The following is a 14,302-nucleotide window of genomic DNA, read 5'->3' as shown; positions in this document are numbered from 1 at the left end:
CGACATGGCTCCGATCGATTCTTGCCCCCTGTCGCGACGAACCCTGCTTCGGATCAGCGCCGGCATCGCCACGACGCTGGCCCTGCCTTCGTCCAGCGACGCCGCGCCGCCCGGCTTCGAGCAGTGGCGCGAGGCGTTCCGCGCCAAGGCACTGGCGCGCGGCATCTCGGAGGCGACCTACAGCCGTGTCATGGGGCGCCTCGAGCCGGACATGAGCGTGTTCGCCAAGATGCGCAACCAGCCGGAATTCAACGAGCAGACCTGGCAGTACATCAACCGCCGCGTCTCCGACTGGCGCATCATCGCCGGCAAGGACGCGTTGCGGCAACACGGCGCGGTGTTTGCCCGCATCGAGCGCGACTTCGGCGTCGAGCGCGGCACATTGCTGGCGCTGTGGGGCGTCGAGAGCGCCTATGGCGATCCGCTGGTGCAGCAGAACCACATGCGCCCGGTGTTTCCCTCGCTGGCGGCGCTCGCCTGGAACGAGCCACGCCGCAAGGCCTACTGGGAGACCGAGCTGATCAACGCGCTCAAGATCGTGCAGCGCGGCTGGAGCACGCCCGAGGAAATGCGTGGCTCGTGGGCCGGCGCCATGGGCCACACCCAGTGGATGCCGGAGGTCTGGCTCAATGTCGGCTTCGACTATGACGGCGACGGCCGGGTGTCACCGTTCGGCGCGCCCGACGACGCGCTGGGCTCGACCGCGCGCTACCTCGTCAACCGCGGCAAGTATCATCGCAACGAGCACTGGGGTTACGAGGTGCAGGCGAACGGCGCGAGCGGCGGCGGCAGCCGCAGCTATGCGGCCTGGGCGGCGTCCGGCGTCAGCCGCGCCGACGGGCAAGCGTTTCCAGAGCCGAACGCGACCGCGCAGCTGTGGACGCCGGTGCCGGGCGGCCCCTCGTTCCTGCTCGGCCCCAACTTCTATGCGGTGCGCAGCTACAATCCGTCGATGAACTATGCGCTGGCGATCGTGCATCTCGGCGATCGCATCCTCGGCGGCGGCCCGTTCATCCAGCCCTTCCCGGGTTCTGAGCGCGCGCTGACACTCGCCGAGGTGCAGGAGATGCAGACCCGCCTCACCCGCCTCGGCTTCGACACCGGCGGCACCGACGGCCGTGTCGGCAACGACACCATGAAGGCAATCAAGGATTTTCAGATCAAGGCTGGCCTGACGCCCGCCGACGGTTATGGTGGCCTCAAGGTGCTCGCGCGGCTGCGCCAGGGATCATGAGCGCAACCAAGTCTAGCGGATCACCGCGGGCCCCGGATCGGGCACCGCGACGTCGCTGACGCGCAGTTGCACCCGTTCGTTGCCCTGCCAGCGGTCCACCGCCAGCGTACCCGCCACATGCAGCGGCTGACCGCGGTTCTCCAGCAGCGCCTGGCCGAGCTTCTGCCCGACGGATCGGAAGGCGATGCCGTTGACGACGGCGCCATCGCCGGCCTTGAAGCGCAGCCGCAGATGCGCCTCACCGACCGGATCGGCATAGACCAGCTGGTGCGCCGGCAGCGCGATCACCGGCTCTGGATTGCCGGCGCCGTAGGGCGCGGCGCGGTTCAGCATCGCCACAAAATCCGGCGTCACCGCCCGCGCGCTGACCGCGCCGTCGATCAGCAGTTCGTTGACATGGCGCGCCTTGCGCACGTCCTCGCCGAGCGCGGCTTCCATCGCGGCACGGAATTCGGCAAGGCGCTCCTTCCTCAGCGTCACGCCGGCCGCCATGGCATGGCCGCCGCCTTTTGCCAGGATGCCATCGTGCACCGCCTGCCGCACCGCCTTGCCGAGATCGACGCCGGCGATCGAGCGGCCCGATCCGGTTCCGGTGCCGCCCGGCTCGAGGGCAACCGCGAACGCCGGACGCCCGAACTTTTCCTTCAGCCGGGCTGCGACCAGGCCAACGACGCCCGGATGCCAGCCCTCGGACGCTGTGATGATCACTGTGCCTTTATCCTCGAATCCGAGCGACGCCAGCGCTTCCGCTTCCGCCTGTTCGACAGCGGCCCGCTCGATCGCACGGCGCTCCTCGTTGAGGCGGTCGAGATCGGCGGCGATCCGCGCGGCTTCCGACACGTCGCCTTCCAGCAGCAGGCGCACGCCGAGGTCGGCCTTGCCGATACGACCGCCGGCGTTGATCCGTGGCCCCAGCATGAAGCCGAGGTGCCATGCTTCCGGCGGTCCGTTCAGCCGTGCCACATCCATCAGCGCGGTGTGGCCGATATGATCGCGCCGGCGCATCGCGATCAGCCCCTTGGCGACGAAGGCACGGTTCAACCCGATCAGCGGCACCACGTCGGCGACGGTGCCGAGCGCGACATGATGCAACTGTCCAAGAAGGTCCGGCTCGGGGCGTACCGCATTCCAGAAACCACGGCCGCGCAGCTCACGATTGACCGCGACGAGCGTCACCAGCACGAGGCCGACGGCCGCGAGATGGCCGAGCCCGGAGAGGTCGTCGAGCCGGTTCGGATTGACCAGCGCGTCCACGATCGGCAATTCATCTCCAGCCTGGTGATGGTCGATCACCACGACGTCCATGCCGCGACGCTTGGCTTCGGCAAACGGCTCGAAGCTGGTGGTGCCGCAGTCCACCGTGATCAGCAGCGTCGCGCCGCGGTCCGCCAGCGAACGGATCGCATCGACATTCGGTCCGTAGCCCTCGAAGATGCGGTCGGGAATGTGGATCAGCGGATCGAGCCCGCAATGGCGCAGATGCCAGGCCATCAGCGCCGACGAGGTGGCGCCGTCGACGTCATAGTCGCCGAAGATCGCAACCTTCTCGCCGCGCGTCGCCGCATCGGCGATGCGCTGCGCCGCGGCCTCCATCTGGGTCAGGCTGAACGGATCGGGCAGCAGCTTGCGGATGGTCGGATCAAGGAAATCCTCGACCGCGTCAAGCTCGATGCCGCGCCCCGCCACCACCCGCGCCAGCATCTCGGGCAGCTGGAAACGCTGCGCGATCGCCAGCGCCTTGGCCGCGCCGCGCGGATCGAGGCGATCGCGCCACAGGCAGCCGGTGGCCGACCGCGTCACGCCCAGGAAGGCGACAGGAGCTTGGACAGGCAGCGGCGTCGAAGGCGACATGATGAATCCGGCAACAGGGGCTTGCAGCACGAGGAGATCAGCAGCCGAGCCGATCCGCGAGGTCGTCGAGGTCACGCACCACCAGCGTCCAGTCGCCCTCGGCCTTGAAATCACGTTTCTGCAGCGGGCCGTACTCGGTCGGCCGCGGCACGAAACAGGTGGCGAGGCCGCAGTCCTGCGCGGCCTCCAGGTCGTTGTTGTGGGCCGCAACCATCATCACCTCCGCCGGCTGCAGGCCGAGCAGGCGCGCCGCACCGAGATAGCTTTCGGGATCCGGCTTGTAATGCTGAAACACCTCGGCACTCAGCACCAGATCCCATGGCAGGCCGGCGTGCTTGGCCATATCGACCAGCAGCGCGACATTGCCATTCGACAGCGGGCTGACAATGAATTTGCGCTTGAGGCGCGTGAGACCGGAGACGCTGTCCGGCCAGGGATCGAGCCGATGCCAGCCGCGGTTGACGTGATCGAAGTCCGCTTCCGTGAAGCCCTCGATCGGTTGCGCCGCGACGAGACGCTCGAGCGATTGGCGGTGCAGCGCGTCGAGGTTGACGAAGCCGCGCTCCGGGTGCCTGCGCACCTCGTCCATCGATGGCACATAGGCGGCACGCCAGGCATCGACCAGTGCCCCCCAGTCCCCGCGAAGGCCCCTCGCCTGTGCCCAGGCCGAGAGATCGGCGATCAGGCTGCCGCGCCAGTCGACCACGGTGCCGAACACATCGAACAGCAGCGCCTTCACGCCGGGCGCAGAACTCGTTGCAGCGTCTCGGTCCGGCACGTGCCGTCCTCCATCTTAAATGATGGGCTTTCCGTAGTGGATGAAACCGGTGCGCTTGGCGAGCTTGTCGTAGAGCTCCTGCGCCTGGGTATTGGTTTCGTGCGTCAGCCAGTAGAGCCGGCTGGCATTCGCCTCGCGGGCTGCCGTCGCGACGGCATCGATCAGCGCGCGCCCGACGCCGTGCCCGCGCACCGCCTGCGAGACGAACAGGTCTTCAAGATAGCAATAACAGTCCAGCGCCCAGGTCGAACGGTGCAGCAGGTAGTGCGCAAGCCCGACCGGCTGGCCGTCGATCTCGGCGACCAGCGCGTACAACGGTTCGACCGGGTCGAGAAACCGCTTCCAGGTGACCTCGGTCACCTCCGGTGGAAGCGGCTTTTCATAGAACGTCAGGTAGCCCTGCCATAGCGGCTCCCACTCCGCCCGATCGGCACCGGTCACCGGTCGAACGTTGAGCGGGCCGCCCATGGCTCACCTCAATCCAGATGGAATTTTTCGAGCTGGCGATGCTCGGCGCGGATGACGCGGACGGTGCCGGTCACCGAGCGCATCACCACGGTCTCGGTCTCGATCACGTCCTTGCGGAACTTGACCCCCGAGAGCAGCGAGCCGTCGGTGACGCCGGTCGCGGCGAACAGGCAGTCGCCCCTTACCAGATCCTCGATGCCGTAGATCATGTGCGGATCGTTAATGCCCATCTTGGACGCGCGCGCGCGCTTTTCCTCGGTGTCGAGGATCAGGCGGCACTGCATCTGGCCGCCGATGCAGCGCAACGCTGCAGCTGCCAGCACGCCCTCCGGCGCGCCGCCGGTGCCCATGTAGATGTCGACCCCGGTGTTGTGGGGATCGGCGGTGTGGATCACGCCGGCGACGTCGCCGTCGGTGATCAGGCGCACCGCAGCGCCGGTGCTACGCACACCGGAGATGATGTCGGCGTGGCGCGGACGGTCGAGCACCAGCGCGGTGATCGCCGACGGCGGTACACCCTTGGCCTTGGCGAGGCGCAGCACGTTGTCGGCGGGCGACGCGTCGAGATCGACCACGCCCTTGGCATAGCCCGGACCAACCGCGATCTTCTGCATATACACGTCAGGCGCGTTGAGCAGCGTGCCGCCTTCGGCCATGGCCATGGTGGCGATGGCGCCCGGCATGTTCTTGGCGCACAGCGTGGTGCCTTCGAGCGGATCCACCGCGATATCGACCTTCGGACCGGCGTTCATGCCGACCTTCTCGCCGATGAACAGCATCGGCGCCTCGTCGCGCTCACCCTCGCCGATCACGACGGTGCCCTCGATCGGAATCTTGTTCAGCTCGCGGCGCATGGCGTCGACGGCCGCCTGGTCGGCGGCCTTCTCGTTGCCGTGGCCGCGCAGGCGCGCCGCCGAGACCGCCGCACGCTCCGTCACGCGAACGATCTCGAGCGTCAGGATGCGCTCCAGCAGTTGCTGCGGTGGCACGGAAATGGTGGTGGACATGGTCTTGGCTCCCAAAAACGTAGCGGCGGGGTGAAAATACCCCAGTTCAGTTCTTCTCGATACGGATCACCTGCGGCCGGCCGGTGATCACCTTGTCGCGCTGCACCGCTTTCAGGGCCCGGTACACCGCGTCCTCATGAGTTGCATAGGTAATCAGAATGACCGGAACCGGCGCCGACTTGCCACGCGGGTTCGACGCGGCGAACGCCTCGTCGTCCGGATGGCGCTGCACAATGGACTCGATCGAAATCTTCTGCTCGGCGAGGCGCGTGGCGATGGTCGCCGCGGTGCCCGCGAGGTCACGGGCCATCAGGCGGATGTAGTAGCCACCTTCGTGGCGCTCCATCGGCGCCTTGGCGATCGGCTGCAGCTTGTCGACCGGACGACCGAACGGCATGGCACGGATACCACGCGCGGCATCGGCGATGTCGGCGACGACGGCCGACGCCGTGGCAGCGCCGCCGGCACCCGGTCCTACCAGCGTGATCGGCGGAATGCCCTTACCATCGATTGTCACCGCATTGGTGACGCCCATCACCTGGGCGATCGACGACGACTTCGGAATCATGGTCGGATGAACACGCTGCTCGATGCCCTTGGCGGTGCGCACCGCAACGCCGAGCAGCTTGACGCGGTAGCCGAGCTCCTCCGCCGCACGAAGATCCGCCGGCGCGATCGACGAAATGCCTTCGACATAGACGGCGCTCTGCGCCACCTTTGTCCCGAATGCGAGGCTGGCCAGGATCGCCAACTTCTGCGCGGTGTCGTGGCCGTCGACGTCGAACGATGGATTGGCCTCGGCATAGCCGAGACGCTGGGCGTCCTTGAGGCAATCCTCGAACGACAGCCCCTCCTGCTCCATGCGAGTCAGGATGTAGTTGCAGGTGCCGTTGAGGATGCCGTAGACGCGGTTGATCTCGGTGCCGGCGAGGCCTTCGCGCAGGGTTTTCACCACCGGAATGGCGGCGCCGACGGCGGCCTCGTAGTTGAGCGTACCGCCATGAGCCTCGGCGAGCGCGGCGAGCTTGGCGCCGTGCTTGGCGATCAGCGCCTTGTTGGCGGTGACCACCGACTTGCCGGCACACAGCGCCGCCTGGATCGCCGACAGTGCCGGCTCGTCGGCCCCGCCCATCAGCTCGACGAAGCAGTCGACATCCGGATCGCCTGCGACCGCCAGCGGATCCTTGGCCCAGGTCACCCCGCGCAGATCGATCCCCCGCTTCTTGGCCTTTGACCGCGCGGTGACGGCGACCACGCGTATGCTGCGTCCGCACCGCACCGACAATGCGCGCGCTTGCGTTTCAAGGAGACGGACAACCTCGGCACCCACGGTGCCGAGGCCCGCGATACCCACTCTGAGTGGTGCGACCATACGAGACAAAACCAGCCGGAAAAACTATCGCCGATTGGCGAGAGGAACCACGTTGTGCAACGTTTCGATGCCGCTTTCAAGGAAACGGCGCAGATTCCGCGCTGCCTGGCGGATCCTTTGCTCGTTTTCCACCATTGCGATGCGGACGTAGCCTTCGCCATGCTCGCCAAAGGCGACGCCCGGCGAGACCACAACGCCGGACTTCTCCACCATCAGGGTCGCGAACTGCATGCTGCCGAGCTCGCGGAATTTCTCCGGCAGCGGCGCCCAGGCGAACATCGATGCATTCGGCGGCGGAATGTCCCAGCCGGCGCGGCCGAAGGCCTCGACCAGGGTATCGCGGCGCTTGTGGTAGATCTCGCGCATCTCGCTGATGCAGTCCTGCGGACCATTCAGCGCAGCAGTCGCGGCGACCTGCACCGGCGTGAAGGCGCCGTAGTCGAGATAGGACTTCACACGCGCCAGCGCCGCGATGATGCGTTCGTTGCCGACGGCGAAACCCATGCGCCAGCCGGCCATGGAAAACGTCTTCGACATCGAGGTGAACTCGACGGTAACGTCGATCGCGCCGGGCACCTGCAGCACCGACGGCGGCGGATTGCCGTCAAAATAGAGCTCGGCATAGGCGAGATCGGAGAGAATGAAGATCTCGTGCTTCTTCGCGAAAGCGACGAGGTCCTTGTAGAAGTCGAGCGTCGCCACATAGGCCGTCGGGTTCGACGGGTAGCAGACGATCATCGCGATCGGCTTGGGGATCGAGTGGATGATGGCGCGCTCCAGCGCGTGGAACAGCTCCGGCGTCGGCTCTGCCGGCACCGAGCGGATCACCCCGCCCGCCATCAAAAAGCCGAAAGCGTGAATCGGATAGCTTGGGTTGGGGACAAGCACCACATCGCCCGGCGCGGTGATCGCCTGGGCCACGTTGGCGAAGCCCTCCTTCGAGCCCAGCGTCGCGACGACCTGGGTGTCCGGATTAAGCTTCACGCCGAAGCGGCGCTCGTAATAGCCCGCCTGGGCCTTGCGCAGGCCGGGAATGCCCCGGGAGGCCGAGTAACGGTCGGTGCGCGGCTTGCCCAGGGTCTCCTTGAGCTTTTCCAGGACGTGAGGCGGCGTCGGCAGATCCGGGTTCCCCATCCCCATGTCGATGATGTCGGCCCCCGCATTGCGTGCGGCCGCCTTGGCCCGGTTGACCTGTTCGAAGACGTAAGGCGGCAGACGGCGAATACGGTAGAACTCTTCCATGGGATTTTGGCTCCGGAACCCGCAAATGGCAGGATCGCTCATTCGCGGTTGAATCGGGCCCTTTTTAGCATGGTCGACCCGCAGCACCAGTTGTTTTCAGGGTTTTTTCGGCAGGGCAGCCTCCCGCCCGACGCCACTTCCGGCAGCCTTTTCACGCCAGCGCCCGTCGCCTCACGGCCTTGCGGTTATTGCCGCTCGGCGGCTTTCGCGGCCCCGGTCTGACGCTCCTTCACCGCCTTGAGGTCGTTCTCGACCTTGACCTGTTCGGCCGGATCGAGGACGGGCTCGACGCGGGCGGCGGGCATATCATGAACGGCCGGGTAAGCCCCCGGCTCGGTCGGCCGGGCCGGCGCCCCGGCAGGCACTCCGACGACCGGCAGGTCAGCAAGCGGCACGGAGCAGGCACCGAGACCGACGCACAGCAGCGCGGCCACGCAAGCCATGACCCGCCGTCCCGACCAGCGACTGCCGGACATCATCACGACACGTCCCGCTCGCGACGTTGTGCCGCTGCTTGAAATTTTTGCATCCTGACCATCACACTGCCGAACGATCTATCACGCGAAAGCATTAATAACTTCATGAATAGACCGCTGCGGTGGGGCTCCAATATGACGAAAGCACGAATTTGTCGCGGTGCAGCACAAGGAATTCTGGAATAGCCCGCGAAACATGTCATCATTCCGCGAATAACTGCTAACGCTCGTCGCTTCTGCCACCGCTCATTTTCAACTGTGTCCCGCTGATGACCGACGTTCTCGAACACGCCAAGACCAATGGGAAATTCGACGCCGAGGCATTCGCGCACAACCTCGCCAAAGCTCTGGAGAGCAGCGGCCAGGCGCTCGCAGCCTATCTGAAATCGCGCGATGGCCAGCCGCCGGACGAGGCGCCGACCGAGATCAAGGAGCTGGTGAAGACGTTCACCGCGGTGGCGGAATACTGGCTGTCAGACAAGACGCGGGCCTCCGAGCTGCAGCTCAAGCTCGGCAAATCCTATCTCGACTTGTGGGGCTCCTCGATGCGCCGCCTGGTCGGCGAGAACGCCGCGCCAGCGATCTCGCCTGCGCCGCGCGACAAGCGCTTCCAGGACTCGGAATGGAAGTCGAACAACTTCTTCGACTTCGTCATGCAGCTCTACCTGCTGACCACCCAGTGGGCGTTCGACGTCGTGCGCAATGCCGATGGGCTCGACGCACACACCCGCAAGAAGGCAGAATTTTACGTCCAGCAGATCACCAACGCACTGTCGCCATCGAACTTCGTGCTGACCAACCCGGAAGTGCTGCGCGAAACGCTGGCGTCGAGCGGTGACAACCTGGCGCGCGGCATGAAGATGCTGGCGGAAGACGTCGTCGCCGGACACGGCAATCTGCGGATCCGCCAGACCGATTCGTCACACCTCAAACTTGGCGACCAGGTCGCCAATACGCCGGGCAAGGTGATCTACCAGAACGACCTGATGCAGCTGATCCAGTATCAGCCCGCAACCGAGAGCGTGCTGCGAACGCCGCTGCTGATCGTGCCGCCGTGGATCAACAAGTTCTATATCCTCGACCTCAACCGCGAGAAGTCCTTCATCAAGTGGTGCGTCGACCAGGGACTGACCGTCTTTGTCATTTCCTGGGTCAATCCGGACAAGCAGCTCGGCGAAAAAACCTTCGACGATTACATGAAGGAAGGGCCCCTCGCCGCCATGGACGCCATCGAGAAGGCGACCGGCGAGATGAAAGTGCACACCATGGGCTATTGCGTGGGCGGCACCCTGCTCGCCACCACGCTGGCCTGGCTTGCCGAGAAGCGCCGCGTGCGCGTCACCTCGGCAACCTTCCTGGCGGCCCAGGTCGACTTCACCCATGCCGGCGACCTCCTGGTGTTCGTCGACGAGGATCAGATTTCGGCGCTGGAGCGCGACATGCAGCGCGCCGGCGTGCTCGAAGGCAGCAAGATGGCGATGGCCTTCAACATGCTGCGCTCGAACGATCTGATCTGGTCCTACGTCGTCAGCAATTATCTCAAGGGCCAGCAGCCTGCGGCTTTCGACCTGCTGCACTGGAATTCGGACGCGACGCGGATGCCGGCGGCAAACCACTCCTATTACCTGCGCAACTGCTACCTGGAGAACCGCCTGTCGGCCGGCACCATGGTGCTCGACAACACCCTGCTCGATCTCTCCAAGGTCAAGCTGCCGGTCTACAATCTCGCCACCAAGGAAGACCATATCGCGCCGGCGGAATCGGTGCTGTATGGCTCGCAGTTCTTCGGCGGCCCGGTGCGCTACGTGCTCGGCGGCTCCGGGCATATCGCCGGCGTGGTCAATCCGCCGAATCTCGGCAAGTATCAGTACTGGACCAACGACAACATCCACGACATCACCCTGGCCGACTGGCTGAAGGATGCACAGGAGCACAAAGGATCCTGGTGGCCCGACTGGCGGCAGTGGATCGAGCAGCATGATCCGGAGCAGGTACCGGCGCGTGAGGCTGGCAGCGCGGCGCTGCCAGCGCTGGAGGATGCGCCCGGCAGCTATGTTCTCGTCAGGGCATAACGCCTGCGTCACACGCCTGTGGCAAACAGGATTCCGCCGCCACGGCGTGGCGAAGCCGGGCGATTCCACTTTTCCGCAAAATGCTTTATGAGTTAAGGCGACGCCCTTCGAACCGTCCACCATCCACTGCATCAAGGCCGGGAGCATGCAATGACGCGCGAACTGTTCTGGTTGACCCTCACGGTGATCCTGACGGGTCTGCTGTGGGTCCCCTATATCCTCAACCGCTGCCAGGTTCGCGGTCTCACCGGCGCCATGGCCAACCCGTCGCGCAACGACAAGCCGCAGGCCGAGTGGGCCAACCGGCTGATGTTCGCCCATGACAACGCGATCGAGAACCTCGTCATCTTCGCGCCGCTGGTGCTGATCCTCAATGCGATCGACTATTCCAGCAAATGGACCGTACTGGCCAGCGCGGTGTATTTCTGGAGCCGCGTCGCGCATGTGATCGTGTATGCGATCGGGGTCCCGGTGTTCCGCACCCTCGCTTTCGTGGTCGGCTTCGCCGCCCAGGCGGTGCTGGCGCTGGCGATCTTCAACATTCTCTGAGCCGCCATCGGCCGGAAGTCCGAAGGGGATGGCGCCCGTCATCCCCTTTTTTTGCTGCCGCAGACCGCGTAACGAGCCTCCTGGTGAACAGAGGCCGCTTAGCCCTCAGCTCAGACACTGCCCCAGAGCCAGGCTGCCACCCTGGAAATGATGTCGCCGAAGATCAGCAGCGTAGCCGCCCAGACGAACGCCGAGCTGAAATTGGCGAGCTGGAAACGCACATAAGGCATCTCGAAAATGCCGGCGACCAGCGGGACCGATGCCCGTAGCGGCCCGAAGAAGCGGCCGATGAAAATGCCGGGCACGCCCCAATTCCGCACGAACGCTTCGCCTCGTGGCAGCAAGTCCGGATAACGCGACAGCGGCCACATCTGCGCGACGCGGTCCTTGAAGGTATAGCCGAACCAGTAGGACAGCCAGTCGCCGCACGCCGCTCCCAGCGCGCCTCCGACCCAGACCGGCCAGAAGCTGATGCCGCTGGCGCCGATCAGCGCACCGATGCCGACCAGCGCGCCCCAGGCCGGAATGAGCAGCGACAGGAATGCCAGCGACTCGCCGAACGCCAGCACGAAAACGATCGGCGCAGCCCAGGCCTGATGATCGCGAACGAAGCCGATCACCGCCTGCACCATGTCTTCCATGCCCATTCCCCCAACGCGCCACCAGAGTGGTGTTCAACCAAAACGCCCTGCGATGTCCAAATCAAATGTTTTGGACGGCCCACAGCCTCTTCGGGACGTGATGTCGCATCCCCGGCCCAGGGGCCTTGCTTTTTCTTTTGCCGGCAATCGATGGCGCAGGTTGCGATCCCGCGAGCCGACTTGCCGACCAGCCCTGAGTTCACGACCATGGCCGCACCGATGCTTTGCACAAGTGCCGCTCCGCGTCTTGTCGACATGATTGCCGTCATCGTGACGGCCGTTTCGACCTGATCCGCGCACGATCGAGAGTCCGTCCGGACTGGACGACGGCACCACGGCGAGGTCCGGATCCCGGCGCTGGCCCGGGCCCCGGCTTCCCCCCGGGGTTCCCCAAGTTCCGAGACCGTCCGAGGCGCCACATTGCTGACCCCATCCATGGCATATTGAGCGCAAGCGATTCGCCCCCGGCGGGCCTCACACGATCTGAAGACATATGAATAAGCCATTGAAATCAAACAAGAGCGGAAAATCTGACGACCTGTTCGGAGGGGCCGCCAAGACCCGCGCGGCGCCGGCGAAGGTTGCCGCCAAGCCGGCCAGCGCCGAGGCCGGCTATACCGCGGCAGACATCGAGGTGCTGGAGGGGCTCGAGCCGGTTCGCCGCCGCCCGGGCATGTATATCGGCGGCACCGACGAGAAGGCGCTGCACCACCTGTTCGCCGAGGTCATTGACAACTCGATGGACGAGGCCCTGGCCGGCCACGCCACCTTCATCGAGGTGGCGCTGACCGCCGACGGCTTCCTTACGGTCACCGACAACGGCCGTGGCATCCCGGTCGACCCCCATCCCAAGTTCCCCAAGAAGTCGGCGCTGGAGGTCATCCTCTGCACCCTGCACGCCGGCGGCAAGTTCGACTCCAAGGTCTATGAGACCTCGGGTGGTCTGCACGGCGTCGGCGTCTCCGTGGTCAACGCCCTGTCGTCGCTGCTGGAGGTCGAGGTCGCCCGCGACCAGAAGCTCTACCGCATGACGTTCGAGCGCGGGCACCCCAAGGGCAAGCTCGAGGAGCTCGGTAAGGTTCATAACCGGCGCGGCACCCGCGTCCGCTTCAAGCCTGACACCGACATCTTCGGCGCCAAGGCGACCTTCAAGCCGCAGCGCCTGTTCAAGATGACGCGGTCGAAGGCCTACCTGTTCGGCGGCGTCGAGATTCGCTGGAATTGTGATCCGGAGCTGCTCAAGGGCATCGACGACGTTCCACCCGAGGCCACCTTCCACTTCCCCGGCGGCCTCAAGGATTACCTCGCCGCGGCGATCCATGCCGATACGCTGGTGCACCCAGACATCTTCTCCGGCAAGTCCGGCCGCAACGGCTCCCACGGCGCCTGCGAATGGGCGGTGGCGTGGACCGCTGATGCCGACGGCTTCCTGTCGTCGTACTGCAACACCATTCCGACGCCGGACGGCGGCACCCATGAATCCGGCCTGCGCAGCGCGCTGCTGCGCGGACTGAAGGACCATGCGGAGCGCGTCGGCCAGGCCAAGCGCGCCGCCTCCATCACGTCCGAGGACGTCATGGTCGGCGCCGCCATCATGCTGTCGGTGTTCGTCCGCGAACCCGAATTCCAGGGCCAGACCAAGGACCGCCTCGCCACCGCCGAAGCACAGAAGATCGTCGAGCAATCCATCAAGGATCCGTTCGACCACTGGCTGTCGGGCAACCCAGTGCAGGCCAACAAGCTGCTGGAGTTCGTGATCGAGCGCGCCGACGAGCGCTTGCGCCGCCGCCAGGAGAAGGAAATCTCGCGCAAGACCGCGGTGCGCAAGCTGCGCCTGCCTGGCAAGCTCGCCGACTGCACCAACACCGCGGCCGAAGGCTCCGAACTGTTCATCGTCGAGGGTGACTCGGCAGGCGGCAGCGCCAAGCAGGCACGCGACCGCAAGACCCAGGCGATCCTGCCGCTGCGCGGCAAGATCCTCAACGTCGCCTCCGCCGGCAAGGACAAGCTCGCCGCCAACCAGCAGATCTCCGATCTCATGCAGGCAATCGGCTGCGGCACCGGCGCGCATTACCGCGAGGAAGACCTGCGCTACGGCCGCATCATCATCATGACGGACGCGGACGTCGACGGCGCCCATATCGCCTCGCTGCTGATCACCTTCTTCTACCGGCAGATGCCGCGGCTGATCGACGAAGGCCACCTCTACCTCGCGGTGCCGCCGCTGTACCGGCTGAGCCACAGCGGCAAGGTGTTCTACGCCCGCGACGACGCCCACCGGGACGAGATCCTGAAGAAGGAATTCAACGCCAACGCCAAGGTGGAGATCGGCCGATTCAAAGGCCTCGGCGAGATGATGCCGGCACAGCTCAAGGAAACCACGATGGATCCGGCCAACCGCACGCTGCTGCGCGTGGTGTTGCTGCCCGACGATCGCGAAGGCACCGCCGATTCCGTTGAACGGCTGATGGGCTCGAAGGCCGAGGCCCGCTTCACCTTTATTTCGGAACGTGCCGAATTCGCCAGCGAAGAACTGCTCGACGTGTAGGTCATCCCGCCGCGCGAGGCGCGGCGGTTCAGGATCATCGCGGCGATCCCGCTCGCAGGTCCAG

At 65.5% G+C, this 14,302-nt stretch carries 12 protein-coding genes; 4 read left to right on the top strand and 8 right to left on the bottom strand.

Features of this window, described 5'->3' with window-relative positions:
- The first annotated feature begins 4 nt into the window (after positions 1 to 4).
- Positions 5 to 1,234, top strand: coding sequence for a lytic murein transglycosylase (locus AB4Z37_RS26325; protein ID WP_441519659.1), 1,230 nt, complete (start codon positions 5 to 7; stop codon positions 1,232 to 1,234).
- Between the two features lie 12 nt (positions 1,235 to 1,246).
- On the opposite strand, the gene recJ is transcribed toward AB4Z37_RS26325, so the two are convergent.
- From recJ to AB4Z37_RS26290, 7 genes are all read right to left on the bottom strand, one after another.
- Positions 1,247 to 3,085 carry a single-stranded-DNA-specific exonuclease RecJ gene (gene recJ, locus AB4Z37_RS26320; RefSeq protein WP_441519658.1) on the bottom strand — a complete coding sequence of 613 codons (1,839 nt, stop codon included), beginning with the start codon at positions 3,083 to 3,085 and terminating at the stop codon, positions 1,247 to 1,249.
- Between the two features lie 37 nt (positions 3,086 to 3,122).
- Positions 3,123 to 3,863: a haloacid dehalogenase type II gene (locus AB4Z37_RS26315; RefSeq protein ID WP_441519657.1), complete on the bottom strand. Its 741-nt coding sequence runs from the start codon at positions 3,861 to 3,863 to the stop codon at positions 3,123 to 3,125.
- Between the two features lie 15 nt (positions 3,864 to 3,878).
- Positions 3,879 to 4,331: a GNAT family N-acetyltransferase gene (locus AB4Z37_RS26310; RefSeq protein ID WP_441519656.1), complete on the bottom strand. Its 453-nt coding sequence runs from the start codon at positions 4,329 to 4,331 to the stop codon at positions 3,879 to 3,881.
- Positions 4,332 to 4,339: 8 nt separating this feature from the next.
- The gene (gene glpX / locus AB4Z37_RS26305; RefSeq protein ID WP_441519655.1) at positions 4,340 to 5,338 is read right to left on the bottom strand and encodes a class II fructose-bisphosphatase; all 999 of its coding nucleotides are present in this window, start codon (positions 5,336 to 5,338) and stop codon (positions 4,340 to 4,342) included.
- A gap of 46 nt (positions 5,339 to 5,384) precedes the next feature.
- Complete coding sequence (locus AB4Z37_RS26300; RefSeq protein ID WP_441519654.1) at positions 5,385 to 6,710, bottom strand: homoserine dehydrogenase; 1,326 nt, start codon at positions 6,708 to 6,710, stop codon at positions 5,385 to 5,387.
- Positions 6,711 to 6,734: 24 nt separating this feature from the next.
- On the bottom strand, positions 6,735 to 7,952 hold the full coding sequence (locus tag AB4Z37_RS26295) for an LL-diaminopimelate aminotransferase (protein ID WP_211970082.1): 1,218 nt from the start codon (positions 7,950 to 7,952) through the stop codon (positions 6,735 to 6,737).
- A 185-nt stretch (positions 7,953 to 8,137) separates the two neighbouring features.
- Positions 8,138 to 8,386 carry a hypothetical protein gene (locus tag AB4Z37_RS26290; RefSeq protein WP_441519653.1) on the bottom strand — a complete coding sequence of 83 codons (249 nt, stop codon included), beginning with the start codon at positions 8,384 to 8,386 and terminating at the stop codon, positions 8,138 to 8,140.
- A gap of 311 nt (positions 8,387 to 8,697) precedes the next feature.
- On the opposite strand from AB4Z37_RS26290, the gene AB4Z37_RS26285 reads away from it, so the two are divergent.
- Together AB4Z37_RS26285 and AB4Z37_RS26280 are read left to right on the top strand one after the other, a co-directional pair.
- Complete coding sequence (locus tag AB4Z37_RS26285; RefSeq protein ID WP_441519652.1) at positions 8,698 to 10,500, top strand: PHA/PHB synthase family protein; 1,803 nt, start codon at positions 8,698 to 8,700, stop codon at positions 10,498 to 10,500.
- Positions 10,501 to 10,650: 150 nt separating this feature from the next.
- Entirely contained in the window at positions 10,651 to 11,049 is a 399-nt protein-coding gene (locus AB4Z37_RS26280) for an MAPEG family protein (RefSeq protein ID WP_441519651.1), read from the top strand.
- Between the two features lie 110 nt (positions 11,050 to 11,159).
- Here the strand turns inward: AB4Z37_RS26280 and AB4Z37_RS26275 are convergent, their stop codons facing one another.
- Positions 11,160 to 11,690, bottom strand: coding sequence for a DedA family protein (locus AB4Z37_RS26275; protein WP_441519650.1), 531 nt, complete (start codon positions 11,688 to 11,690; stop codon positions 11,160 to 11,162).
- A gap of 493 nt (positions 11,691 to 12,183) precedes the next feature.
- Here AB4Z37_RS26275 and parE point away from each other — a divergent pair, with 493 nt between their 5' ends.
- A complete protein-coding gene (parE, locus tag AB4Z37_RS26270; protein ID WP_441519649.1) occupies positions 12,184 to 14,238 on the top strand; it encodes a DNA topoisomerase IV subunit B in 2,055 nt (684 codons plus the stop codon).
- The last annotated feature ends 64 nt before the right edge of the window (positions 14,239 to 14,302 follow it).

It is taken from the genome of Bradyrhizobium sp. 2TAF24, from assembly GCF_052115025.1.
In the GTDB taxonomy this organism is placed as follows: domain Bacteria; phylum Pseudomonadota; class Alphaproteobacteria; order Rhizobiales; family Xanthobacteraceae; genus Bradyrhizobium_A.
This window is presented reverse-complemented; position numbering and strand designations above follow the sequence as displayed.

Excerpts from the sequence above, each read along its gene's own strand:
- AB4Z37_RS26325 (WP_441519659.1), top strand. The coding sequence starts at position 5 with ATGGCTCCGATCGATTCTTGCCCCCTGTCGCGACGAACCCTGCTTCGG.
- recJ (WP_441519658.1), bottom strand. The coding sequence starts at position 3,085 with ATGTCGCCTTCGACGCCGCTGCCTGTCCAAGCTCCTGTCGCCTTCCTG.
- AB4Z37_RS26310 (WP_441519656.1), bottom strand. The coding sequence starts at position 4,331 with ATGGGCGGCCCGCTCAACGTTCGACCGGTGACCGGTGCCGATCGGGCG.
- glpX (WP_441519655.1), bottom strand. The coding sequence starts at position 5,338 with ATGTCCACCACCATTTCCGTGCCACCGCAGCAACTGCTGGAGCGCATC.
- AB4Z37_RS26300 (WP_441519654.1), bottom strand. The coding sequence starts at position 6,710 with ATGGTCGCACCACTCAGAGTGGGTATCGCGGGCCTCGGCACCGTGGGT.
- AB4Z37_RS26295 (WP_211970082.1), bottom strand. The coding sequence starts at position 7,952 with ATGGAAGAGTTCTACCGTATTCGCCGTCTGCCGCCTTACGTCTTCGAA.
- AB4Z37_RS26285 (WP_441519652.1), top strand. The coding sequence starts at position 8,698 with ATGACCGACGTTCTCGAACACGCCAAGACCAATGGGAAATTCGACGCC.
- AB4Z37_RS26280 (WP_441519651.1), top strand. The coding sequence starts at position 10,651 with ATGACGCGCGAACTGTTCTGGTTGACCCTCACGGTGATCCTGACGGGT.
- AB4Z37_RS26275 (WP_441519650.1), bottom strand. The coding sequence starts at position 11,690 with ATGGAAGACATGGTGCAGGCGGTGATCGGCTTCGTTCGCGATCATCAG.
- parE (WP_441519649.1), top strand. The coding sequence starts at position 12,184 with ATGAATAAGCCATTGAAATCAAACAAGAGCGGAAAATCTGACGACCTG.